This is a genomic window from Janthinobacterium sp. CG_23.3 (assembly GCF_046115965.1).
In the GTDB taxonomy this organism is placed as follows: domain Bacteria; phylum Pseudomonadota; class Gammaproteobacteria; order Burkholderiales; family Burkholderiaceae_D; genus Janthinobacterium.
Genome location: NZ_JBJXIB010000025.1, coordinates 24309 through 49390, shown reverse-complemented (window position 1 = coordinate 49390; position 25082 = coordinate 24309). Strand labels below are relative to the sequence as shown.

Annotated in this window: 18 protein-coding genes; 10 read left to right on the top strand and 8 right to left on the bottom strand. The window is 67.0% G+C overall.

The window, feature by feature from the left end:
• Window positions 1-58: 58 nt before the first annotated feature.
• The 4 genes from ACFDR9_RS08870 to ACFDR9_RS08855 form a co-directional block, all read right to left on the bottom strand.
• Window positions 59-781 (bottom strand): hypothetical protein, encoded by a 723-nt coding sequence (locus tag ACFDR9_RS08870; protein WP_409030772.1) that lies wholly within the window; start codon window positions 779-781, stop codon window positions 59-61.
• A gap of 681 nt (window positions 782-1462) precedes the next feature.
• Window positions 1463-2815, bottom strand: a complete 1353-nt coding sequence (locus ACFDR9_RS08865) for a hybrid sensor histidine kinase/response regulator (protein WP_409030771.1) — start codon at window positions 2813-2815, stop codon at window positions 1463-1465.
• A 131-nt stretch (window positions 2816-2946) separates the two neighbouring features.
• Window positions 2947-3681, bottom strand: a complete 735-nt coding sequence (locus ACFDR9_RS08860; protein WP_017877089.1) for a 2OG-Fe dioxygenase family protein — start codon at window positions 3679-3681, stop codon at window positions 2947-2949.
• Between the two features lie 127 nt (window positions 3682-3808).
• Window positions 3809-4264: a MarR family winged helix-turn-helix transcriptional regulator gene (locus ACFDR9_RS08855; RefSeq protein ID WP_409030770.1), complete on the bottom strand. Its 456-nt coding sequence runs from the start codon at window positions 4262-4264 to the stop codon at window positions 3809-3811.
• A 169-nt stretch (window positions 4265-4433) separates the two neighbouring features.
• Between ACFDR9_RS08855 and ACFDR9_RS08850 the strand changes: the two genes are divergently transcribed.
• Window positions 4434-6752 (top strand): CHASE domain-containing protein, encoded by a 2319-nt coding sequence (locus tag ACFDR9_RS08850; RefSeq protein ID WP_409030769.1) that lies wholly within the window; start codon window positions 4434-4436, stop codon window positions 6750-6752.
• A gap of 265 nt (window positions 6753-7017) precedes the next feature.
• On the opposite strand, the gene ACFDR9_RS08845 is transcribed toward ACFDR9_RS08850, so the two are convergent.
• Both ACFDR9_RS08845 and ACFDR9_RS08840 read right to left on the bottom strand, forming a co-directional pair.
• Window positions 7018-7857 carry a phytanoyl-CoA dioxygenase family protein gene (locus ACFDR9_RS08845; RefSeq protein ID WP_409030768.1) on the bottom strand — a complete coding sequence of 280 codons (840 nt, stop codon included), beginning with the start codon at window positions 7855-7857 and terminating at the stop codon, window positions 7018-7020.
• Between the two features lie 223 nt (window positions 7858-8080).
• Complete coding sequence (locus ACFDR9_RS08840) at window positions 8081-9142, bottom strand: hypothetical protein (protein ID WP_017877084.1); 1062 nt, start codon at window positions 9140-9142, stop codon at window positions 8081-8083.
• A 295-nt stretch (window positions 9143-9437) separates the two neighbouring features.
• Here ACFDR9_RS08840 and ACFDR9_RS08835 point away from each other — a divergent pair, with 295 nt between their 5' ends.
• From ACFDR9_RS08835 to ACFDR9_RS08800, 8 genes are all read left to right on the top strand, one after another.
• Entirely contained in the window at window positions 9438-9887 is a 450-nt protein-coding gene (locus tag ACFDR9_RS08835) for a hypothetical protein (RefSeq protein WP_051068302.1), read from the top strand.
• 231 nt (window positions 9888-10118) lie between these two features.
• Window positions 10119-10592 carry a cache domain-containing protein gene (locus ACFDR9_RS08830; protein WP_017877082.1) on the top strand — a complete coding sequence of 158 codons (474 nt, stop codon included), beginning with the start codon at window positions 10119-10121 and terminating at the stop codon, window positions 10590-10592.
• Between the two features lie 244 nt (window positions 10593-10836).
• Entirely contained in the window at window positions 10837-12345 is a 1509-nt protein-coding gene (locus tag ACFDR9_RS08825; RefSeq protein WP_409030767.1) for a hypothetical protein, read from the top strand.
• A complete protein-coding gene (locus ACFDR9_RS08820) occupies window positions 12342-13838 on the top strand; it encodes a hypothetical protein (RefSeq protein WP_409030766.1) in 1497 nt (498 codons plus the stop codon). The genes ACFDR9_RS08825 and ACFDR9_RS08820 overlap by 4 nt, the downstream gene beginning before the upstream one ends.
• Window positions 13839-13855: 17 nt before the next feature.
• The gene (locus ACFDR9_RS08815; RefSeq protein ID WP_409030765.1) at window positions 13856-14368 is read left to right on the top strand and encodes a hypothetical protein; all 513 of its coding nucleotides are present in this window, start codon (window positions 13856-13858) and stop codon (window positions 14366-14368) included.
• A gap of 31 nt (window positions 14369-14399) precedes the next feature.
• Window positions 14400-18014 (top strand): tubulin-like doman-containing protein, encoded by a 3615-nt coding sequence (locus tag ACFDR9_RS08810; protein ID WP_409030764.1) that lies wholly within the window; start codon window positions 14400-14402, stop codon window positions 18012-18014.
• A 34-nt stretch (window positions 18015-18048) separates the two neighbouring features.
• Window positions 18049-19290, top strand: coding sequence for a hypothetical protein (locus ACFDR9_RS08805; protein WP_409030763.1), 1242 nt, complete (start codon window positions 18049-18051; stop codon window positions 19288-19290).
• A gap of 37 nt (window positions 19291-19327) precedes the next feature.
• Entirely contained in the window at window positions 19328-20011 is a 684-nt protein-coding gene (locus ACFDR9_RS08800) for a hypothetical protein (RefSeq protein WP_409030762.1), read from the top strand.
• Window positions 20012-20079: 68 nt separating this feature from the next.
• Here the strand turns inward: ACFDR9_RS08800 and ACFDR9_RS08795 are convergent, their stop codons facing one another.
• The gene (locus ACFDR9_RS08795; protein WP_409030761.1) at window positions 20080-22296 is read right to left on the bottom strand and encodes a molybdopterin-dependent oxidoreductase; all 2217 of its coding nucleotides are present in this window, start codon (window positions 22294-22296) and stop codon (window positions 20080-20082) included.
• A gap of 218 nt (window positions 22297-22514) precedes the next feature.
• Between ACFDR9_RS08795 and ACFDR9_RS08790 the strand changes: the two genes are divergently transcribed.
• Complete coding sequence (locus tag ACFDR9_RS08790; protein WP_017877075.1) at window positions 22515-22874, top strand: hypothetical protein; 360 nt, start codon at window positions 22515-22517, stop codon at window positions 22872-22874.
• 29 nt (window positions 22875-22903) lie between these two features.
• Here ACFDR9_RS08790 and ACFDR9_RS08785 read toward each other — a convergent pair whose 3' ends face one another.
• Entirely contained in the window at window positions 22904-24997 is a 2094-nt protein-coding gene (locus ACFDR9_RS08785; RefSeq protein ID WP_409030760.1) for a diguanylate cyclase, read from the bottom strand.
• Window positions 24998-25082 lie beyond the last annotated feature (85 nt).

Sequence of the window (25082 nt, the reverse complement as noted above, 5' to 3'; positions counted from 1 at the left end):
GCGGTTTTGGTGGCATGCACGCATGATGCGTTATCCACGATTCGTTTACAACAACTTTCTACGCTGTACGCTCAGGCTGAATAGTCACAATTGACGAAAGCACGACGCTTTGCACAGCCCCTCTGGCTATATAAACAAAAAAACAAATTAAGAATCCCGTTAGAACAACACCGGAAAACCATAATATATCTTTATTTTGCGATAACTCTACATTTTGTCCCGCTTCAGCCCGAGCTTTAATTCCCATTAAAAGCCGTCTTTCCATAATGAAATGAAAAGGAACTTCAAAATAACTCGCAATCTTCAGCCGCACATTTCTTTTTGCAATCTCTTGGGTTCGAATAATAAAACGAGTCTGCTGACCATTTATTTCTTCCAGCAGAAATGTCCCCCAATTATCCAACACAAAAGTTTCTTCCGGCTTAACATAAAGAACTTCAAAGTTGTATGGGACAATGCTATGTTTTTCATTGATTGACCCTCGAACCAGATCGCCCGCTTTTATTTCTTTAAACTCAGGCGTAATGGCATCTTGATGACGAGTTTCATATCCAAGCGCTTCTTCAATAAAAGAGTAGCTGTAAAACCCCCCTCTATCCGCACCGAGTTGTATCAACCATTTCCAGACTTCGGATCTCGAAGCATTAATCGATATGGCCCTGGTGGCAGTAATGGCCAAATTTTTATCATCTCCAGCCATTAGCATGGAAACTTCTTTTTTAGAGGCCCCCCATGTGGTAATGACGGGTTTTAAAAAAATGCTATATATCAACAGTTGCAAAAAAAAAATACGATTATCGATATGGTTTTACCTAAATTACGCATGCCAGCCTTTCCATTAACCCGACTCTATTAATGCCTTGCTGGGTTCGCCAAAAAAATGTGAACCAAATAGTTAATTTCCGCCAGCAGTTCTTTATTGTCTTGGGCAATAATAGCCCAACGCAAAACGCCTTGGCCGTTCGGCCAGCACGATCGGCCGCGAAATAAAACGCACCGCTGGTGCTGGCGTCCACGATGCCAACAAGGCGCATTTGCTTTGCCAACCCGCACCGTCCAGGTTTAGCTTGACGGAATTGCTCTGTCGCTCAATGCGCGCCCGCGGGCCAGGCTTGAATTTGGATCGCCGCTGCGCGTTTATACTCAGCACGTTACGTTGCTACAACATCCGTCGAATACTGTTCATTAACCCAGTGTTGCGCTTGGAATTTTCAACCGCCAAAGTATACCAAGGCACAAGCTGCTTGAATATATGCAGAATCTCATGGTTCATTGAGGGGATATATTAGGTGGGCGTCGGGGCGGCGGGCAAAAAAATGCCCGCTGGCCTTGCGGCGCGGGCTGAATCCAATGTTCGGAGAACGTTTGGAGGAGACAGTGACACTATAGTTCAAACAATGGTGCGGTGCAATACCGTAGAACTACGGTGTCGATTTGTCCACGCCGGCGCCGCTAGCGGCGCCTATTTGCGCGTGCGCAGCGCCAGCGTGAAAGTGCTGCCGGAACCGTAGTCGCTGTTGAAGAACAGCGCGCCGCCGATGGCGCTGGCCAGGTTCTGGCACAGGTACAGGCCCAGCCCGGCGCCCTCGGCGTGCCGGGTCGAGGTCGAGTCGAGTTGCGAAAACGCCTGGAAGAGCTTCGACTGGTCCTCTTCGCGGATGCCGGCGCCGCTGTCGGTGACGCTCATTTCGGTCAGCGTGTGGCCCTCTTCGGGGCGCTCGGTCAGGTTGACGCGCACGGTGCCGCGCTCGGTGAACTTGATCGCGTTGTTGAGCAGGTTGATGAGGATTTGCGCCAGCGCGCGGCGGTCGGTTTCGACTCTGACCGGCTGGTCCGGCAGCGCCACCTGCAGCTCCAAGCCCTTTTGCTCGGCCAGCGGGCGCAGCGTGTCGGCCACCTCGTTGATCAACTGCTGGTAGTGCACCGTTTCAAGCGTCAGGGTGAGCTTGCCGGCCTCGATCTTGGCGACGTCGAGGATGTCGTTGATCAGCGAGAGCAGGTGGCGCGCGCTCGAGCGGATCGTGTTGAGCTGCTTGTCCTGCTCCACCGTCAGCGGGCCGGGCAGCTTCATCAGCAGCGCGCCGGTGAAGCCGATGATGGCGTTCAGCGGCGTGCGCAGTTCGTGCGACATGTTGGCGATGAAGGCCGACTTCATGCGGCTGGCCTCGGCCAGCTCCAGGTTCTTCAGCGCGATCTCGCGGTTGATGGTTTCCAGCTCGCCGGCGTGGTGCGCCAGGCGCATGTTCAATTCGATCACCTGGCGTTCGCGCGCCTGCAGCTCGGCGTTGACCTGCACCGCCTGCTCGTAGGTCGAGATCAACAGGTCGAGGATCTGCTGGCGTTCGGCGTTGATGAAGTGCTTCTGGTCGCCCAGGTACAGCGCGATGCCGATTTCGACGTTGGTGTTGTTGCGCAGCTTCTGGTTCATCAGCATGTGGCCGATGCGGTTCAGCAGGTAGTCCTCGGCATACGGCTTGCGGATGAAGTTGTCGGCGCCGCACTCGATGCCGCGGATGATGTCCTTGGGGTCGTTGAGCGAGGTCACCAGGATCACCGGGATGTCGCGCAGCGTCGGGTCGGACTTGATGGCGCGGCACAGGTCGTAGCCGTTCATCTCCGGCATGACGATATCGGTCAGCACCAGGTGCGGCTTGCGTTCGCGGATCGCCGCCAGCGCCAGCTGGCCGTTGCTGGCCACGCGCGCCTTGTACCGGGCCGCCTGGATCAGCCGGCGCAGCCGTTCGGCCTGGGTCGGGCTGTCCTCGACGATCAGAATTTCGACGACGTCGGCGTTAATCTGGTTACTGGAGTCCACAGACCATCTCCTTGAGTGCTCGAATTGACTAATTGCGGCCGTTGCGTCCGGTAGCCACGTCTCGCGACTATATCGGATTTACCGGGCACACAGTAAATTTTCGCGCGCGGCGCTGATATGGCCGCGTGCGCTTAATGTTCGCCCTGGAAGCGGCCGGCGCGGTAGGTCAGCACCAGCGTGTCGCGGTGGCCGTGCGCGGCGGTCGGCTGGATCGGCGTCGACTCGTGGATCACGGTGGCGTCGTCGAGCAGCAGCAACGACCACGGCTCGGTCAGCGTGAAGCGCTTGCCGTTCGGGCCGTCGGCCTCGAAAATGCGCGTCTCGCCGCCCTTGACGTGGTGGCGCCCGACCAGCAGCACGGCGACGAAGTCGACGCCGTCGCGGTGCGCGCCCTCCGGCGTGGGCCGGCCGATGCCGTCGGTGGTGTCGATGCGGAACTGGTGCGCCTCGATGAACCACGGCTGCTCGCCCCTGGCGCTGGAGCAGACCCGGCCCAGCGCGCGCAGCAACTGGCCCCAGGCGGGGCGCGCCGCCACCTCCGGCTCGACCGCCTCGAACAGGCGGTGCATGCCGCCGTGCAGGGCGTTGTATTCGAGCGGTTGCCAGTGCGGCCGGTGCGGCGTCTGCGTCAGCGCGGCGCCGTCCTGGACGAAGCAAGAGTGGCGCCGGCGCCGGTAGCGCCCGCCGTCCTTCAGGTAGTTGTCGATGGCCAGCGTGTCCCAGCTGGGCACCAGCGCGGCCAGCTCGGCCGGCGCGCAGCCGGCCAGCGCGCAGACGTCCTGCGGGCGCAGCACGGCGTAGCCGTCGCCGCGCAGCGCCGCGACAAGGTGGGCGGGATCGGTAAAAATCGGTGCGGAAGTGGTCATCGTTACGCCAGGCAGTGGAGGGTATCGCGATATTCTACGATGCCGGCGCGAAAACCGGGAGGGCGCGGTGCGTTTTCGCCAACGCCGGCGCGCGCCGCGCGGCGCCTTGGCCGCGCCGGGCGCCGCCTCAGACGCTGCGCAGCAGGCTGGTGCGCAAGGCGTCGAGCTGGTTCTTCATGCCCGCCACCTCGCCGACGCTGCAGTTGGTGGCGCCGAAAATCGCCTCCGGCAGCAGCGCCGCCTCGTGGCGCATCTGGTCGCCGCGCCCGGTCAGCGAAATGATCACCTGGCGCTCGTCGCTGGCGGCGCGCACGCGCGTGAGCAGCTCGGCCTGCTCCATGCGCTTGAGCAGCGGCGTCAGCGTGGCCGAATCGAGGAACAGCCGCTCGCCGACCTCGGAGACGGTCAGCTCGTTCTTTTCCCACAGCACCATCATCACCAGATATTGCGAATAGGTCAGGCCGAGCTTGCGCAAGAGCTTGCGGTACAACTTGCTCATGGCGAGCGAGGTCGAGTACAGCGCAAAGCACAACTGGCGGTCCAGGCGCGGCACCTCGTGCAGGGGGTTCGGTGGGGTATCCATGGTTGCAGTATATATAGCGCGCTATTCAATTGCAAGCAAAGCCTTGCCTGAAACCAACGCCGCGGCCGCCGGCGCTGTCTTTTGCGGTTTCTCATGCTATAGTCGTTTAACGCGGTTCGCCGGCCCTTGCCTGCCGACCGGCCCTTCCCCAGACCAGCGGAGCCCATCGATGCGAGGACACGGATACCTGGCGTTCCTCGTCGGCATTTGCACTACCGTGTGGATCTGCCTGGTCGTCATGGACGTGCAGGATCGCCAGGCCATCGGCAACTTCCAGCGCGACAGCGACCGCATCGTGCGCGACACCAACGTGCGCCTGCAAACCTATTTCGATATCCTGCTTGGCATCAAAGGCATGTACGCGGTCAGCGCCGACGTCGACCGGGGCCAGTTGGCCGCCTTCATCGGCGAGCTGAAACTGGCGCAGCGCTACCCCGGCTTCCAGGCGATCCAGTTCGTGCGGCGGGTGCCGGCGGCCCAGATCGACGCCTTTGCCGCCGCCGTGCGCGCCGACGACAGCGTAGACGCCGGCGGCTATCCGCGCTTCCAGGTGCATCCGGCGCTGGCGCGCGACGAGCATTTCGTGGTTGAGTACACCGAACCCTTGAAGGGCAACGAAACCGCGTTCGGGCTCGACCTGGCGGCGCTGCCGCCGCATTTGCGGGCGCTGGAAATGGGCCGCGACAGCGGCCAGATCGTCGCCACCGAGCGCATCACGCTGGTGCAGGACGCCACCGGCGCGCCGGGCTTCGTGGCGCGCGTGCCGATCTACCGCCGCGGCGCCGCGCTCGACACGCTGGCGCAGCGGCGCGCCGCGCTGGTGGGCTTCGTCGCCATCGTTTTCCGCGTCAACGACCTGATGCGCGAGGTGCTCGACGCCAGGCTGCTGCCGCACCTGGCGCTGCGCATCCACGACGCCGGCTACCGCGGCGACGCCGCGGCGCCGGCCACGCTGATGTACGACAGCCTGACCCAGTCCGGCGGGGTGGCGCGCGGCGCGGCGCTGGCGCGACTGGGCGCGCACGCCGACCTCGACGTCGGCCAGCGCCGCTGGAAGCTGACCTTCACCGGCTACGACGGCGCGCGCTACGGCCGCAGCGACGGCGTCATTGCGCTGATCGGCGGCGTCGGCGCCGTCATCAGCGCGCTGATCGCCGCGCTGATGGTGACGCTGCAACGGCGCCGCGCTCTGGCCGACACCTTGCGCACCACGCTGCACGAGCAGCGCGCCTTCCAGGACAGCGCCATCGTCGGCATCGGCCTGTTCTCGGACGGCTTCATCCTGCGCTGCAACCGCGGGCTGGAGGAGATGATGGGCTACCGGCCGGGCGAGTTGAACGGCTTGTCCACCAGCGTGATGCTGTCGCGCGGCACGCTGGCGCAGGCCGACCCCTTCCATTGCGAGGGCGGCCAGCGCCTGCGCGGCGAACTGGAACTGCTGTGCAAGGACGGCGCCGCGATCTGGTGCGTCGTCAACGGCAAGGCGCTCGACCCGGCCGACGCCGCCAAGGGCTGCGTTTGGGTGATCCACGACGTCAGCGACCGCAAGCGGGCCGAGGCGGCGCTGCTCGACGCCCGCCACGGCCTGGAGCACAGCCTGGCCGAGCTGGAGCAGCAAACCGCCAACGTCGAGGGCGCGCGGCACGACTTGGCGGCGGTGCTGGCGACGCTGAAGCAGGCCCAGACCAATTTGATCACGTCGGAGAAAATGGCCTCGCTCGGCTCGCTGGTGGCGGGCATCGCGCACGAACTCAACACACCAATCGGCAACAGCCTGCTGACCGCCACCGCGCTGCAGGACATCGTGCGCGAGTTCGAGCGCAAATTCGCCGACGGCGGCGTCAAGCGCTCGGTGCTGGAGGCGCACCTGGCCGACACCAAGCAGGCGTGCGCGATCATGGCCAGTTCGCTGGCGCGCGCGGCGGACCTGATCACCTCGTTCAAGCAGGTCGCGGTCGACCAGACCAGCGACCAGCGCCGCGTCTTCGACCTCGACGGCCTGCTGCGCGACACGCTGGCGACCTACGCGGCGCAACTGCGGCGCATCCATTGCGAGGTCCGGCTCGACGTGCAGCCGGGGCTGCGCTTCGAAAGCTATCCGGGCAGCGTCGGCCAGGTGTTGAGCAATTTGATCAACAACACCCTGCTGCACGCGTTCGAGGGCCGCGCCGGCGGCGTCATCACCATCCGCGCCCACGAAAACGTCGCCGGCCAGGTGAAGCTGGAGTTCGCCGACGACGGCGTCGGCATGTCGGAGCGCACGCTGCACCAGGTGTTCGACCCCTTCTTCACCACCAAGATGGGGCAGGGCGGCTCGGGGCTGGGCATGAACATCGTCTACAACATCGTCACCGGCATGCTGAAGGGGACCATCGAGGTGCGCTCGGAGCCGGGCCACGGCACCAGCGTGACGCTGACGATACCGACCCGGGCGCCGGACCATAGCCAGGAAAGCGCCGGCCAGCTGCTGGCGCCGGCGCACGCGTAGGCGGCTTCGGCGTTGAATGCGTTAAAACCTAGGTCCGAGCCGAATGCCGCTAGGTGAAGCTTGCGCAGGTCGGACGCGGGGGCCGCCGAGGCGAACGCGCAAGCCGACGCCGAGCCGCTGCCGACGCCAGTCGGGTTACGCCCTGGCGGGCTAACCCGACCTTCTACGAAAATCCTGAACTTGGCGGCAACCAGGTCGGACCCCGGTTCTTTGCCTTGGGTGGATTTCAGCGCCGCCGGCCCGCGGACTTGACGGCGCGCGCGTCCTAGATGAAACCGCGCACCGGAAACGCGGCGTCGCGCTGGATCCAGTTGTGCGGCGAATAAGCGGTGCCGGCGTCGGTGGCGTGCAGCGTGTAGGCGTGGCGCGACACCGCCGAGCGGTTCGGCGCGCTGTAATGCGGCAGCAGGCCGTGGAAGCACACCAGGCTGCCGGCTTTCACTTCCAGCGCCACGGCGGTGCTGTCGTCTGGCCACGGCGTGGTGTCGAGCCTGTCGATCCGCACCTGCCCGCCGTGGCGCACGAAGCGCTCGCGCAGCGGGCCGCGGTGGCCGCCCGGCTCGGCCCACAGGCAGCCGTTGTCGCGGGTGGCGTCTTCCAGCGCGAACCAGAAGGTGGTCACGCTGATCGGCGTGGTCTCGAAGTAGGTCGCGTCCTGGTGCCAGCGCACCTCGCCGCCGATGCCGGGCTGCTTGAAGATGTACATCGACTGCCACACCTGCGCCTGGGCCAGGCCGAGCTCGCGTGCCACGGCGGCCAGCCGCGGATCGCTGGAAAAGGCCCGGAACACCGGGTCGAGGTCGTGCATCGCGTGGCCGATCTTGTTGATCGACAGCGCCTTGTCCCGCTTCAGCAGGCCGTCCGGGCCGAACGCCTCTTCCTCGAAAAAGCAGCGGATGGTGTTGTCGGAGGCGAGGAAGTAGTCGTCGGTTTTTTTCTCCTGCTCGCGGGTGGTGAAAATCGCCCGGCTCGCGCTCGCATCGAATTGGCTGACAATCCGCTCGGCGCGGGCGCGCAGCGCGGCGATCTCGGCGCCGCCCTTGAAGTCCGGCACGACCAGGAAGCCGTCGCGTTGGTATTCGGCCTGTTGGGCGCTGGTCAGCATGGGGCGGTGCTCCTGGGTGTGGGCGAAGCCCCATTGTAAGGCGCGCGCGCGGCGCCGACAATCGGCAAACGGTCGACACATTGTCGCCACAACGTTCGTCGACGCCGCGCGGCGCGATCCGCTACGCCACGGTTTCGCCGTGGACGATACGCGTCGGCGGCAATCCCGATAGGGAGCGGGCCGGCCCGCCGCCGCCGGCGCCCTCGGTTGATGGCGCCGTCGCTCAGACGATCCAGGCGCCGTCGCGGTAGACCAGCTCGTCGTCGAGGTAGACGCCCTCGGTGACGGCGAAGACGTCGACGTGGAAGCGCGTGTCCTTGCGCTTGAATTGCGGCTTGGCGTAGACGCCGTGCTTGGCGCCCAGCGACAGGTGGATGCCGCACATGCGCTCGTAGGTGCCGATGTCGTTGACCATCTGCTGGCGCGAGAACGCGCGGTTCATGCCGAAGCCCAGTTCGCGCACCCACACCTCGCCCTCGTGCGCGCGGATCTGCGCCAGCACGGTGTCGAACTCCGGCGTGGCGCCGATGACGGCGACGACGCGGCCCTTGTCGATCATCAGCGTGATCGGATGCTCGGGCCGGTTGACCATGAAGGCGGTGTCGCCGAAGACGAAGATGCGCACGCAGCCGTTGACCGCCTCCAGGTCGCGCGCCTCGGTGAACACCTCGCCGATGGGAAACTGGCCGCCGACGTTTTTCATGTCGCTGTAGTCGCCGATGTTCAGCTTGGCCGGCTCGAACGGCGAGGCGAACACCAGTTTCTCGCCGTCGCCGCTGTCGACCATGCCGTGGCTGGCGCGGTCGATGCGCTGCTTCAGTTTGTGGCCGACGCCGCGGTAGTAGGCCGGGTCGTAGGCCAGCGAGGCGATGTAGTGCAGCCCCTGCACGCCGGGCATGCGCGCCAGGTGCACGTGCTCGATCACCTTCAGGCCGCGCTTGAACAGTTCGATGCGGATGCGGAAGGCCTCCAGGCGGAAGCTGCTGGACTGGATCAGCACCACCAGGCTGCCGGGCGCCAGTTGCGCGAACGCCGCCAGCACGTCGCCCGGCGCGACCGCGCCGAAGTCGATGAAGGGCGCCTCGGGCAGTGCGCGGCGGTAGGCCTCGGTGAGCACGATGTTGAGCCAGGAGTCGGTGTCGCAGACCACCAGCGCGGCGTCGGCGGGGCGGTGTTCGATGGCCATCGCCAGCAGGTCGGCGACGTTGGTGGCGGCCATCTCGACGGCGGCGTCGGTAATGGCGTCGAGGCGGCTGGTATCGCTGGCGGAGAGGGATGGCGTCATTGTTGTTTCTATACAGTACTTGAATGGGGGCATGCGCATTATAAAGCCCCGTTGCCGCGGGCAACTGTTATCCTGTATTGCCATTTGACAAGTTCGTCCCGGCGCCTGGCTTGTACTGGGCGGGGGGCCGATGTATGATCTAAAAAAAATAGGCCTAAAAGAAAGGTCCGCTGCCCGATTGCAACCCGCGATCCGGCGCGCACCGGGGACAGCCAGCCACGTCCGCTTCTCCCGCCAGCGCGCGCCGTCCGGGGTCGCGGCGCGGCGGCGCCAACACCATGAGTGGGATACTTCGATGAGCGTAATTGGACAGGATGTACCGATGGAACGGCCCGACACCGACGGCAGGGCGGCCTTGTTCGTCCCCGGCGGCAGCCTCAAGGAAGATATCCTGCTGACCATCCGCAAGGGCGCCGCAATTGCCGGCTTCGCCAACCACGACGGCACCCTCACCTTGTACTACGAGAGCAACCGCTTCGACGATCCGATGCTGGCCAAGTGGGAGCACAAGGCGCGCAAGGCCTACGACCGCCTGATCGACAACGCCCCGACGGTCTCCAAGATGACCGCCGCGCCGCAAGGCTTCGAGCAGATCGGCTACATCAACGGCAAGGGCATCACGATACGCCGGATGGAAAGCCTGAAGCGCTGGCTGAGCTACTCGGACGCGCTGGCCACCTGCCCGGAGACCGAAATAGTGCCGCGCAGCGTAGTCGCCAAGGTCGACAACGGCACCAAGGCATAGCGCGCGCGTAAACCAGCGGCGCAACCCCGGGGCCAGACCCGCGGGTAAGGGCGCCGTTGCCCGGTCTGTTGCGCGATCCCGACGCTAGCGAACCATCTACATTTTTTATCAATGTTGCCGCTCGGCATGTGCTATCGTTGACGGCACGGCCCGCCGCGTGCGGCGCGCAGCGCAACACGGTCAGCAGGCCGGACCCACCGCTATTTTCTTAATGCACGAAGGAGACACGCAATGAAAAACGTATTCCAGATTCTGTTGGCCGCCTTGCTCACCCTCAGCCTGAGCGGCGTCGCCATGGCCGAGGACAAACGCGGCACCGCCGACGAGGCCGTCGCGATGGTGAAGAAGGCCGGCGCCTATTTAAAAGAGCACGGCAAGGACAAGGCCGCCGCCGCCTTCAACGATCCGAAGGGCGACTTTATCAAGGGCGACCTGTACGTGTTCATGTTCGGCACCGCCGGCGAGGCCACCGGCGTGGCGCTGGCGCACGGCCAGAACGCCAAGATGGTGAATAAGAACCTGTTGGAATTGAACGCCGGCGGCGTCTACCCGATCAAGGAATTCCTCAAGCTGGCCAACAGCCCGGCCGGAAAAGGCTGGGTCACCTATAAATGGCCGAATTCGATCAGCAAAAATCTGGAAGAAAAAAACACCTATGTCGAGAAATTCGGCGACGTATTGATCGGCGTTGGCATTTATAAATAAGCGGCGCGCCGCCGGCGCTTTCTTTCTCCCCGTTACCATTGAATACGCCCGGCCAAAATCGGGCGTATTTTTTTATGGCGCATCAATCATCCGCGGCGCGGGAGGGGCGTGAATTCGCGCTACCTTACGCAACTTGCGTTATGATTGGATCAAGTAAGTGAGGCTCGCCGCGGCGGGTATTTTAATGCCTTAATGGTTGGACATCCGCATTACGGCGGGCATTTCGAGTGAATTGAGCGGCAACATGGCATATCGATGGAAAACGACCGACAGCGTGTGGTTGGAGGATGAACACAGCGGCCAGTTCAGCCTGGCCAGCAGCGCCGGGCTGGGCCGGATCGACTGGCACACGCTGGCGCGCAACCGCATCCCGGACGTGGCGCAATTGCTGGGCGCGTCGCTGCCGAAGGGCTGCCAGCACGGCCCGATTTATCCCGAGGGCTTCGCGTATTGCCCAAGCTGCGGCGCGGCGCTGGACAATGATTCGGCGAAGGCCGCTGCGCCGCTGCCGCCCTGGTGGGACGCCAGCAGCGCCGCCACGCCCGACCGCCTGCACAGCCTGCCCAAGCACGTGCCGCACGGCTTGCCGATCACCGCGCTGCCGCTGGCCCGGGCGCTGGAAAGCCGTCCGCCCGAGCCGCGCGTCGGCCAGGTCGAGCGCAAGATACCGAAGCCGCCGAACCTGCCCTGCGTCTTCGCCGCCGCCCATTACGGCTTCGCCCGCCAGCGCCTGCTGGCGCTGGCCTACTCGCGCGACGTGCTGCAATACTGGGACCCGCGCGCCGCCACCTGGCAGGTGCTGAGCGGCGAGCCCGGCGCCGCCGACCTGCAGTTCACCGCCTCGGACTACGCCTGGCTGCCGGCCAGCGGCGGGCGCCGCGGCGACGTCGCGCTGGTGCCGTCGAAGCAGGGCTTGTTCCGCCTGCTGATCAATCCGGTGAGCGAGAGCTACCATACCGAAGCCGTGTTCGAGGCGCCGCTGGCGAGCGCGCCGGGCGCCGTGCTGCGCCACATCGCCTGCCTGTATGTCGACGGCGCCGGCGTCGGCTTGTGGAGCGCCCTGGCCGACGGCGCCGAGCCGCTCGCCTGGCCGTGTCCGGCCGGGGTGCCGGCGCAGGGCTGGTCGCGCCCGCTCAGCTACGACGACAAACTGATGTGGTTGCACGAACAAGGCCAACTGAGTTGGCAGGCCGGCGCCGCGCCGCAGTGGCTGGCGTGGCCGCGGGACTGGACTCCGCGCCTGAATTTCGGCGGCGCCACCCAAAGCCACGACGGCCGCCTGTGGCTGATCGGCAAGGATACACACGGTTATTCCTTCGTCGAACTGGGCCGGGAGAATGGCCAGATGGAGCGGCTCGAAGGCGCCCGCCTGGGTTTCGGCAAGTTGCTGTTCCACCGCGGCCACCAGGTCAAGCGCGACCCGTGGGACAGCGCCGACGTGGACGACGCGCGCCACGACAACACGCTGGTGCTGCCGCTGCTGGAAAACTTCATTCCCGGACGCGAAGCGGCCAGCGGCCTGGTGCTGCGGCTGGAACCGTTCGCCGGCGTGGTCGAGACGGCGTTCGACGCCGCCGCGACGGTCCCCAAGACCTATGTCGAATGGATCGGTTCGCGCAATGTCATCCTCGACATGCTGCCCAACGTCGCCAGCCCGGCCGACTGCGTCGCCTTCGTCTACGACGACCACCTGTGGTTGCACCATCCGAAGTGGCCGGAAATGCGCGGCTGGCACTTGAAAGCGGTGTCGTGACGCCAGCGCTGCGCCGCGCGGCGCTGCTTGCCTGCGCGGCGGCGGCGCTGGCGCCGGCGACCGCCGCCGCCGTGTCGCACGTCTTCCTGGTGCAGAATTCCGGCTGGATGGAGCCGTTTTACAGCGACCCGGCCTCGCCGTACAAGGCGCTGGTGACGGAGGTCGTGATGGCCGCCGCCCAGCCCGGCGACGTGATGGTGCTGGCGGCCTTCAACCAGAGCCTGCCGGGGGCGCCGTCGCCGAAAGCCCTGCTGGCGGAAAAAGTGGCGGCGCCGTCGCAACGCCAACACGTAACACAGGCGCTGGCGCCGTTGACGACGGCGAAAAAGCCGGGCGGCGCGGCGCTGGCCGACACCGACTTGGGCGAGGCCGTCGGCGCCGCCATCGGCACCGCGCTGAACCGCAAGCCGGGCCTGGTCTGGCTGTTCACCAACAATAAAAACAGCCCGAACAACGACCAGGCGACGGCCCGGCGCAACCGCGAATTCTATCAACTGATCCACCACGGCGCCGACATCAAGAAGGCGCTGGCGTTCCCGCTGCACATGCCGGTGCAGGGCGCGCGCTACCACGCCAACGGCCTGATGGTGTACGTCTTCGCGATCCACCAGCAGGGCGCGCGCGAGCTGGACCAGTTGCTGCGCAGCGGCCGGCTGCAAAAAGTCATCACCGAACCGCCGGCGCGCCTGAAGCCGCTCGACCAGGACACCGTGCGCCTGGCCCCGGTGCGCGTCGAGGACGCCCCCGGCGTGGCCTTTTCGATGGCCGCCGACGGCATGCTGCGCGCCGACGTGCAGTCCGACGCTGCGGCGCCGACGGCGCGCATCCACTGGCACCTCGACAACGCCATCTACCCCTACACCATCAGCAGCGCGGCGCTGTCGGCGCGCTCGGTGCTGGCCGGCGAGGAGCGTCCCATCGCGCTGGGCGCGGCCCGCGTCAGCGCGCTGGCGCCGGGGAAAAGCCAGCCGCTGTCGTCGCTGATGCAACTGCCGGTGGCGCGCCTGCCCGGCAAATGGTCGGCCGCGGCGATTTCGGCGGCGGGTTCCGCCGTGGTCCTGCCGGGCAGTATCGAGGTGCGGCTAAGCGAGCAAAAACTGGAGCTGTCGCAAGCGTTCAAACAGCGCATGGCGGCGCTGTTCCCGGGCGATCCGCTGCCCGACATTTTCGCGCCGCCGAGCCAGGTGGAGGGCTCGCGCGCGCTGCTGCCGATCGAGGTGCGGGTGCATTACGGCATGGCGCCGCTGCTGGCGCTGATCGGCGCCGTGTTCGCGCTGCTGGGCCTGCTGGCCGCGGCCGCGCTGGCCATGACGCGCGGGCGCACGGTCCAGCTCACCGTCGAGGGCGAACTGCGCACCGTCAGCACCAAGGCCGGCATGCGCCACACGATCTACGACCAGGCCGGCAACAAGGTCGCCGAACTGAAAACCACGCTATTTGGCCATACACTGACGGACCTGCGCGAAGGCGCGCAGGTCCGTCTGGGCCGCTGACTTATCCAGGAAACCCCATGTCAAACACCACCACCCCACACACCCTGCAACTGGCCCAGGCCAATACCAACCCCGTGGCCCAAGCCAACACCAACCCCGTGGCCCAAGCCAACACCGACCCCGGCTTCAAGGTACCGGGCGCCGGCGCAGGCGCAGCCCCGGCCAGCGCCCCGGCCGACGCCGGCGGCGCCGGCGCGTCCGCGATTGAAGTGGCGCCGCTGGCCGGCGCGCCCGCCACCGACACCAGCTCGCGCGAGCTGGCCATCGGCGGCGGCGTGTTCCTGGTCCTGCTGCTTATCTTCTTCTTCGTCCGCAACGCCTTCGCCAACAACCTGGTGCGCCGCCGCGTGGCGCCGTCGTCGGCCGAGTCGGCCGGCTGGCTGCTCTTCGTCGGCCTGTCCTTCCTCGGCGCGGCGGTGGTCCTGGCGATCATCAACGCCAGCAAATTCCTCACCTTCGCCATCACCGGCACGCTGATGCTGGTCGGCCTGGCCGCCCTGGTCGGCGCCATGCTGGCCGGACGCCGCTAAGCGTCCCCCGACTCCCTTTCGAAAGACACCCATGGCAGAATTTCCCAGCAACGGCGGCGACAAGAAGGCCGAATTGAAAGTCGATTTGCGGCCCACGCTGTTCATCGGCACCGGCGGCACCGGCATGGAGGTGATGATGCGCATCCGCCGGCGCATCCTGTCGGCGGTGTGGAACCCGCACAACCCGACCCGGGTCGAATCGATCGGCCAGTTTCCGGTGGCGCGCTTCCTGCACTTCGACCTCGACAGCGGCGCCGTCATCGACGCCGGCAAATCGCAGCGCACCGACCCCTGGTATTCGCTGGTCAAGCTGAGCGACGAGGAGCGCCTGGTCGAGCCGATCGACCTGCCGCAGTACCACGAGTCCGACGACAGCCTGGCGCGCTTCCCGCTGATTGAAAGCTGGATGCCGCTGCGGCCGAAAAAACTGCGCTCGCTGGGCATCGACCCGTCCAAGGGCGCCGGGCAGATCCGCGCCGTCGCGCGCCTGTACCTGTTCGACAAATATCCGAAGCTGCGCAGCCGCATCAAGGGCGCCCTGAATTCGCTCGGCAGCAACGCCGGCGCCGAGCGCAAGGAAGACTACCAGCGCCTCGGCCTGCGGGTCGACACCTCGAAGTTCCGCATCGTCGTCATCGGCTCCTGCGCCGGCGGCACCGGCGCCGGCAGCGCCATGGACCTGGGCTGGATCGCCAAGGCGGTGGCGCGCGAGGAGGTCGCCAGCAACCAGGTCGACCTGGTGATGTTCATGCCGTCGGGCTACGCCCACGCCAACAAGGAGCGCACCGAGGCCAACGCCTACGCCACGCTGATGGAGCTGGAAACGGCGATGCGCGACATGAACGCGCAGGTGCGCTGGGCCGACCCGGACAGCCTGGTCGGCAAGGGCGCGCCCTTCGACGACGTCTACTTCGTCGACACCGCCAACCTGTCCAACAACGCCACCCAGGACATCAAGGACGTCTACCAGATGGTGGCCGACTCGCTGTTCGAGGACTTCGCCTCGGCCGACTTCGCCAACAGCAAACGCTCGATCGCGGTGAACCAGCAGCAGCACAAGCTGGGGCCGTTCAACCCGCGCGTGCCGGAGCAGCGCTTCGGCGACATGCGCCTGTCGTACTCGAAGGTGTATTCGGCCTTCGGCCAGGCTGTGCTCGACACCCAGCAGGGCCTGCGCGAGGACATCCGCGCCTACGAATTGTCGGCGCTGATGGTGAAGGCCTTCTTCGGCCTGCTCGGCAGCGACGGCCGGCCGGCCCGGCGCGCCGGCGACACCGAGCGCGACGTCTTCATGCGCGAGCACCTGGCGATGAAGGAGCATCCGTTCGACGAATTCCCCGACTTCAAAAAGGGCACGGTCGACCTGACGCCGTTCCAGGAATACGCGCTGACCGACCTGCTGTTGATGGACAAGGACGAGCGCTCGCTGCTGGAGCGGGTCGAGAGCAAGGTGCAGCTGGAAATCGACCGCATCATGGGCGCCTACGAATTGAACGTGTGGCGCGAGAAGGTCGCCGAACTGCTGCCGCAGCTCGAACGCGACGCCATCCGCGAGGCCGGCGCCACCGCCGAGACCAGCGAGGACCGCGTCAAGCGCCACACCGCCGAACTGCTGGTGCGCCTGAAGGGGCGCGCGCGCGACCAGTTGTATGCGCTGCTGGACGACCGCAAGCAGGGCGGGCTGGAATTCGTGCTGTCGCTGCTGGAGCAGGTCAAGGCGCGCATCGCCCAGCGCGACCTGGTCGCGGTCGAGCGCAACGCCAAGCGCTACCGCGACATCCGCGACGCGCTGCGCACCCGCCAGGTGGAAGAATCGCTGAGCAACCTGGGCCAGGCCGCCGGAAAAATGTTCGGCCGCGACGCCCAGGCGCGCGAGGTGATGAGCCACCTCAAGCGCGACATCGCCGACTACCTGCGCTTCCACATGCTGGCGGTGGCGGCCGGGCAGGCCAGCGAACTGCTCAACGGCCTTTCCGTCTGGCTGGGCGAGAGCAAATCGGTCGACGAGAACGGCCAGCCGGTGTGGAGCGGCGTGGCCGGCGAATTCCAGGAGGGCCGCCGCTGCGTCGAAGCGATGCTGGCGGCGGTCGACCAGCGCATCGAGCAGCTGCGCGCCGACGCCCGCCACGAACACGCGACCTATATGAAGCTGGCCAGCGACGCGCTGCCGGAGCCGGTCGCGCTGGACGGCGACACCAGCCAGTGGAGCGAAGAGGTGCTGCTGGAATTCGGCGGCTCGTCGCGGCTGTTCCCGCAACTGGGCGACGAGGCGATGCGCGCCGGCCTGCTGCTGAAACTGTTCCGCCGCGCCCAGACCCAGTTGAGCCGCCAGAGCGCCGGCGACGCGCCGCCGGTCGACCCGCTGCTGGAACGCCTGCAGGCGATGTCGCCGCAGGAGCGCAAGGTCATTTTCGGCGAATGGATCAAGAGCGCGATGCCGTGGGTGAACGCGCGCTTCAGCGCCGAGTTTACGCCGCGCGAAGACCAGTTCAAATGCTTCATCGGCGTCGGCGACAGCGAAGCCTGGGCCAAGATGGCGCAGGAGATCAAAGCGGCGGTGCCGACCGGGCACTTCCACGGCGACCTGCTGCGGCTGGTCAATTCCGGCATCGCCGGGCGCGCCGTCTGCTACATCGAGCTGTCCGGCTACCCGATGACGGTGCTGCGCGGCCTGCCGACCTGGCGCACCTCGTACCAGATCGAAAATCCGAAGATTCCGACCCATCTGCATTTCGACTCGACCCGCTTCCGCCACCCGATCGTGCCGTCGATGGACGAGTTGAACCGGCTGGCCGACGACTACGAATACTTCCTGCAGGCGATCGCGCTGGGCGTCATCAAGCGCAAGCCCGACCTGGCCGACCGCGAGGCGCTGTTCCAGCCGCGCGGGCAATACCTGTTCGAGGTCGAAGCCGGCTCCGGCGAGTGGCTACAGATCGGCAACGAATTCGCCATCCGCTCGAACGGCTTGCCGTCCTATTACCGCAGCCTGATGATGGTGGCGGTGCAGCAGCGCCTGGCCCGCGTGGGCCCGCACCAGATGCTGCTGCTGGCGGCGCTGATGCGGCACTACCAGTTGCGCGTCTACCAGCCCAAGCTGGAGGTCGACGAGACCGGCGCCGAGCTGCCGTCGCCGTCGCTGCCGCACATTACCGCCAAGCGCCTGTACGAGGCGTGGCTGAAGCGGGCCTTGGCGATGAACCCGGCCGCCTCGCCGGCCACGCTGGAGCGGGCGCTGGAACTGCTGCCGCTGTGGAGCGAACAAGTGAGCGACTCGGCCAGCGACGCCTACCGCTGGGAGGTGCAGCAGGCGCTCGACAAGCGCGTGATCCAGCCCGACTACCTGGTCAACGAGGCATTGGCGGCGAGCCTGTTCGGCGCGGCGGGCATGCCGCGCCCGGCCGCGAGCGCGTCCGGCGCCAGCTACAAGGTATTCCTGAACAAGGTGCAGCACGGCCCGTACACGCTCGACGAAATGGCGTTGCGCATCGGCCGCGGCGAAATCGAGGCGGGCACCAAGATCTGGAACATGCAATGGATACCCCGCGTCGACCAGTGGAAGCTGGCCGCCGAGATACCGGAGCTGGCCGCGCTGTTGGACAGCGCGATCCCCGATCCCGACGACGACATTCCCGATCCGGAATAAGACTAGACAAGGTTGATTTGTGGTTGATGAAGTGATGTATAAATGTGTCAACAGCGCCTGTGGCCGCGGCATGCCGCGGCCGGTGGCGTTCTGCCCCTATTGCGGCGTGCGCCAGGCCGCCGCGCCGTCGCGGCCGGCGCCGGCCGCCGCCGTCCCGGTGGCGGCGCCAGTGCCGCCGCCAGTGCCAGTACCAGTGTTAGTGCCGGTGCCCCCTCCGGCTGCGGTCGCGCAGGCGGTGCCGGAGCCGGCCGCGCCGCCGCTCAAGCCCAAGGTCGATCTCGGACCGAAGCCGCTGCATATCCCGCCGCTGGAACCCGACAACGCCACCAGCCGCAAGCCGTCACCGCCGCCGCGCCAGCCGATCCGCATGCGCACCTGGCTGATGGCGCTGGCCGCGCTGACGGCGATCTGGCTGTTCGCCAAACCCGGCGACACCGCCAAGAAAAACGCCGACCGGGTTGACGTCGCGGTGGCGCTGGCGGCCGAGTGCAAAATGGTCGAGGCGCGCGCCGAACTGGCCGCGCTGAAAAGCGCCAAGGCCGCGCCGGCCCAGCTGAAGCGGCTGCAAAGCGCCATCAGCGAAACCACGCCGGGTTGCGAGAAAAAGCGCTTGCGCGCGGCTGCCTGGAACGACACCCGCGGCGCGGTCGAGACGGCGCTCGACGGCGGTTCGCCCGACAAGGCGGCCAGCCGGCTCGCCGCGTTCACCCGGCGCTGGGACGCCGACGCCGACACGCGCGAATTGAGCGACAAGATCGAGCTCAAGAAGGCCGAACGCCTGCTCGACGAGGCCGACGCTTGCCTGGCCAAGTCCGACCGGGGCTGCCTGGAAAACCGCTTGCTGGCGGCCGAGCGCCTGAAGCGGCCGGAACTGTTGCAACGCACACAGGCGCTGCGCGAATCGCTGTCGCGGCTGCTGGAATCGTCGCTGCTGGGTACGCCGTCGGCGGCGCCGGCCGCCGCGCCGCCGCCGGCGGCGCTGAACAACGAGCCGCCGCGCGCGGCCGCGCCGGCGCCGTCGCGCGTCATCAGCACCGCGCCGGCGCCGTCCAGCCAGACCGGGCAACAGGTGCGCAAGATCCTGTCGGACGCCGAGCGTGAGCTGGCGCAAGGGAACTACCGCGGCGCCATCGACAAACTCGACATCTGCGCCACAATGATCGATGTCGGCAACCGCGACTGCCTGGTGCTCAAGCAACGCGCCGAGCGCCTGAACCGCGACATGCTGCGCTGCGTGGCCGGCGGCGCGGACTGGGTCAACGACCGCTGCAATTAAGCAGGCGACAAACGCAACGAAGGAATGGGAGAAAGCCATGAAAAAGACAGTAGTGTTAGCGCTGGCGGGGGTGGTGTTCGTCAGCGGCTGCGCGGCGCCGAACGGTGGCGGCGGCATGGGCGGCGGCCATAGCGCCGGCCAGAACACCGCCGCCGGTGCCGCCGTCGGCGCCGTGGCCGGTTGCGCGCTGGCGGCGGCGCTGGGCAAGCGCTGCGCCGAGGGCGCCGCCATCGGCGCGCTGGTGGGCGCGGCGATCGGCTGGTCCAGCAGCTCCGAAAAAGTGGCGTCGGCGCAAACCGTCAACGCCCAGGCCAGACGCGAAGGCGTGGCCGTGCCGGACGACGAAATCCGCCTGCGCGACTACCAACTGAATCCGTCGTCGCGGGTGGCCCAGGCCGGCGGCGCGCCGCTGCAAGTGGTCGGCGACATCAGGCTGATCGGCCAGTCGCGGCGCGTGCCGGAAGTGGTGCAAAGCATGACGCTGGTGAAGGCGAACGGCGAAAACGCCTCCGACAAACCGCAGATCGCCCGCGTGGAAAAGGTCGACGGCGCCGGCCAGTACAAGGCCATCGGCATCTACAAAATCCCGCGCGGCATGGAGCAGGGCCAATACACGGTGCGCAGCGTGCTGTTCCTCGACGGGCGCGAAGTGGCGCGCCGCGACACCGCCTTCCGCGTCGCCCGAATCGACGGCGCGGCCGTGCTGGTCGCCTCGCGCTAGTCTATTGCGCGTTCACGCGTTTCGCTTCGGCCAACGTTGTCGGGTTACGCCCTGCCGGTTAACCCGACCTACAACACCGCGCTGACGTCGACGGCGACGCCCGACAGCACGGCGTTGCCCGACAGCGGGTCGCGCAGGTTTTCGTCGAGCAGCGCGTTCAGGTTGACGCCGGGGCGCTCGCCGGCCACGCCCAGGCGCGTGCCCTCCAAGTCGTGGCCCCAGCCGTGCGGCAGGCTGAGCACGCCCGGCATCATGTCGGCGCTGATTTCCACCTGCACCTCGATGCGCTTGTCGCCGTTGCGGATCTGCGCCCGGCCGCCTTCGCGCAGACCCAGCCGCGCGGCGTCGTCCGGATGGAGCAGCGCCGTGCAGCGGAACGCGCCCTTGGCCAGCGCCGGCAGGTTGTGCATCCAGCTGTTGTTCGAGCGCAGCTGGCGGCGGCCGATGATGACCATGTCCGGCGCCGCCGTGTCGAGGTCGGCGGCGGCCCGCGCCAGGTCGTCGAGCAAAAGCTGCGGCGCCAGTTCGATCTTGCCCGACGGCGTGCGCAGCAGCTCGGGAATGCGCGGCGCCATCGGGCCGAGGTCGATGCCGGACGGCGCCGCCTGGATGCGCGCCAGCGTCAGCCCGCCCGGCACGCGGCCGAACTGGTCGCCGTACGGCCCGCTGCGCAAGCCCAGGTCGAGCAGGCGCTCGGCGCCGCGGCGCGGCGCCAGCGCCGCCATAACGGCGCCAGCGGCCGGGCCGGCCGTGCGTTGCAATTCGTCGGCCAGCGCGGCGTCGTCGAGCGCTTCGATGTCGGCCTCGGCGCCCAGGCCCTTGGCGATGGCGGCCAGGCGCAGCAGGCTTTGCCATTCCTCCGGCTGGCCGGCGGCGCGCGCCAGCACCGGCGCGCTGTAGCGCGCGTGGTTGCGGTGCGAAAACTGGGTGAAGCTGACGTCGTAGTGCGCCTCCTCCAGCGGCGACAGGCCGGGCAGGATGACGTCGGCGTGGCGCGTGGTTTCGTTCAGGTAGATGTCGAGGCTGACCATGAAGTCCAGCCCTTCCAGCGCGCGCGCCAGCCGCGGGCCGTTCGGCGCCGACAGCACCGGGTTGCCGGCAATGCTGATCAGCGCCTTGATCTGTCCCGGTCCGGGCGTCTCGATTTCCTCGGCCAGGCAGGTCAGCGGCAGTTCGCCGGCCACCTCGGGCGCGCCGGAGACGCGGCTGCGGTGGCGCCCGCTGGCGACGCCGCGCCCGCCGCCGCCCTGGCCGCGGGTGTTGGCGGCGAACGCCGCCGCCTTCGGGAACATCATGCCGCCCTCGGCGTCGAGGTGGCCGGTGAGCACGTTGAGCACGTCGATCAGCCACGAGCACAGGGTGCCGTACCGCTGGGTACAGGTGCCGATGCGCCCGTACACGGCGGCCCGTTCGGTGCCGGCCAGTTCGCGCGCCAGCGCGCGCACGTTGGCGGCGGCGACGCCGCAGCGCGCCGCCATGCGCTCGGGCGCGTAGGCGGCGACGGCGGCGCCCAGTTCGGCCACGCCGGCCACGTGCGCCTCCAGCCGGCCCAGCCGCGGCAAGCTTTCGTCGAACAGCGTGTGCACCAGCCCGAGCAGGAAGAACACGTCGGCGCCGGGGCGGATGAAGTGGTGGGCGTCGGCCGCCTCGGCCGTTTCCGTGCGGCGCGGGTCGACGACGACGATGCGCCCGCCGCGCGCGCGCAGGGCCTTGGCCTTGCCGCGGAAGTCCGGCACGGTCCACAGGCTGCCGTTCGAGACCATCGGGTTGGCGCCCAGCACCAGCAGCAACTGGCAACGTTCGATGTCGGGCACCGGCACCGACAGCCAACTGCCGAACATCAGCCCGACCGACAGCATTTTCGGCACCTGGTCGACGCTGGAGGCGGAAAACATGTTGCGGGTGCCGAGCGCGCGCGCCAGGCGCGGGAAGTACAGCGTCAGGCCCATCTTGTGCGACACCGGGTTGCCCAGCACGGTGGCGACGGCGTCCGGCCCGCCGGCGGCGATGACGGCGGGCAGGCGCCGGGCGATTTCGGCGTAGGCGTCGGCCCAGCTGGCCTCGACGAAGCGGCCGTCGCGCTTGATCAGCGGCGTGCGCAGGCGGTCCGGGTCCTCGTGCAAGTCCTTCAGGCCAACCGCCTTCGGACACAGGAAGCCGGCGCTGAAGACGTCGGCGCGGTCGCCGCGGATGCGTCCCACGCCGGCGCCCTGGCGTTCGACTTGCAGCCCGCAACTGGCTTCGCAAAAGGGGCAGATACGGTGGGCGACGGCGTGTTCGGACATGGTGAAGCCTTTCGGAAAGGACATCGTGGAGGGCGGCGCGGCAGTCGCTTAAAAAAGCGAACGTGCGTGCTATTGTCGGGATTCGCCGGCGCCGTGTCAACCGCCGCGTGCACCGGTCGAAGCACGTTTTATTATGTTCGCAAACGAACATATAAAGCGCCGCCGCGGGTGTATGCTCGGCACCAGTTGGTATTGATTTCAGAATAAAAGGGGATGACATGACTATCGCAAAAAAACTGATGGCGGCGTGCGCGGCCGGGCTGATGCTGGTGGCGCTGGCGGGCTGCCAAAAGAAGGATGAGCTGAGCGGCGCCGGTCCGGCCGAGCAGGCCGGGCGCAAGGTCGACCAGGTCACCGAAAAGACCGGGCGCGAGCTGACCCAGGCGGCCGAGAAGGCCAACCAGGACATCCTCAAGGCGGCCGACGACGCCAAGGCGAAGATCAACCAGGTGACCGAGGACGCCAGCGCGGAGGCCAGCAAGGCGGTCGAGCGGGCCGGCGCCAAGGTCAGCCAGGCCGGCGAGAAGATGCAGGATTCGGCGCGCAAGGCGCGTCCGGCCGACGAGCCGGCGAAGTAGGCGCGGCGAGGGGCGGGCCGGCCGCGCCGTTAGCGGCTGGCCGGTTTCAGCGGCACCACGTTGCTGGCGCCGCGCGCCGGCTGGCTGTGCGGCGCGCCCGGCGGCGTATCCGGTTCGGCGCCGAGGACGATGCTCAAGTCGACGAAACCGGCGCGCCAGGCCAGCTCCAGGTCTTGCTCGATCGACTCCATCGAGGTGGCGCCGAAGTTGTTGAAGCTGCGCACGCCGTAGGCGCGGTTGCGTCCGTGCGCCTTGGCCAGGTACAGCGCCATGTCGACCAGGTTGACCGCGCGCTCCCACGGCAGCGGCGCGTCCAGCGGCACCAGCGGGAACGGCGCGAAGCCGATCGAGACGTTGACGGCGATTTCCTTGCCCTGGTAGCTGACGCGCTGGGTCGAGACGCCGCGCAGCACGCGCCGCGCCACCTCGTCGACGCCGTTGCGCGGCACCGCCGGCAGGAAGGCGAGGAATTCCTCGCCGCCCCAGCGCACGATCATGTCGGTCTCGCGCAGCAGCTCGCGCAGGTTTTCGGCGATCATTTTCAGCACCGCGTCGCCGGCGGCGTGGCCGTAGCCGTCGTTGACGTGCTTGAAGTGGTCGATGTCGAGCAGGAACAGGGCGCCGACGATGTCGCCGTCGCCGACGGCGCCATGCTGCTCGACCTGGTTGTGCAGGCGCATGAACTCCTGGAAGTGGCGGCGGTTGTACAGCCCCGTCAGCGGGTCGCGCGAGCTTTGCTGCTTGAGTTCGAGGTTCTTCACCTGCAGCTGGACGTTGGCGTGGCGCACCTTGCGGTACAGCAGGCCGACCACCGCCGAGGCCAGCGCGAACACCACCGCCAGCAACCACCAGACCCGCTGTTGCAGCTTGCGGTTGTCCAGCTCGGCGCTCTTGACCTGGTTTTCCCGGCTCAACAGTTCAATTTGGCGCTGCTTCTTTTCGGTTTCGTATTTTTCCTGCAGCTCGTAGACCGCCTTCTGGCGCTCGCTCTCGAACAGCAGGTTGGAAATGCCGCGCTCGCGGTGGTAGGCGGCCACCGCGCCGGTCATGTCGCCGGCCCGCTCCAGCGCCGAGCCGTACTCCTTCAGCACCGACTGGATTTCCGGTTTGTTGTCGGCCTTTTCATAATAGGCCAGACCCCGCTCGAAGCTCTTCTTGCCCTCGGCCAGGCGGCCCTTGCCGAGCAGGGCCTGGCCGATGTTGACGTGGGCGGTGGCCTCGCTCGCCTCGTCGTTGACCAGGCGCGCGGCGGCGATGGCCTGCTCGCCGTACTGCTGCGCCTTGGCATAGTCGAAGCGCTTCAGGTAACTGTCCGACAGGTTCACCAGGGTGCTGGCGATCATGCTGCTGGCGCCGAGCTGGCGTTCCAGCTCCAGTCCCGTCAGCAGCGCCTGCAGCGCCCGCTCCGGCTGGTTCGACTCGATCGCCAGGCAGTACTCGGTGTTCTTGGCGATCACCAGCCGGGCAGTCAAGCCTAGCCGTTCGATCAACTGCAGCGACTCCTGTAGCGCCAAGAAGCCTTTTTCGTATTCCTTCATCTGGCTGTACAGCATGGCCAGCGCGTCTAGCGCGCTGAGCAACGGTCCCGGCTCGCCGTGCTGGCGGGCCAGGTCCAGCGCCATCTGCAGCTTCGCCAGCGCGGCCGGATAGTTGCCCTCTTCGGCCCAGGAATCGCCGGCGGTGATGCTGGCCAGCACGCGCAGGCGCAGGTCGCCGGTGGTGTGGGCCAGCCGTTCGGCGGCGAAGGCCAACTGGTGCGAACTGGTCGGCTCGGCCATGGCGAACTTGACATAGGCCTTGGTCAGCATGCCCTTGGCCAGCCCGGCGTCGCTGCCGCTGGCCTTGGCGGCGGCGATCAGTTCGTCGGCCAGTTGCAGCGCGATCGGCATCTGGCCCAGGCGCATGCGCGCCACGCTCAGTTGGGCGAGGAATTCGAACTTCGTCGGCGCCGCCGCCGCGCGCGCCTCCGCCTCGATCTGCTGCAGCTGCAGCAACGCCCGGTCGGGCACCAGGCGGCTCTGTTCGCGGATGGTGGCGATGCGCCCGTCCAGCGCCGTCTGGGCGCACGCCAGCGCCGGCGCCAGGCACGCTAGCGCCAGCCAAGCTCGCAGCTGTCTCAACATCGTTGAATGGAAATCGCCTGCCAACGCCGTGCCTCCGGTGGGGATGTTGCCGCAGCGCCCGCCGGGGCGGGCCGCTGCCAACAAT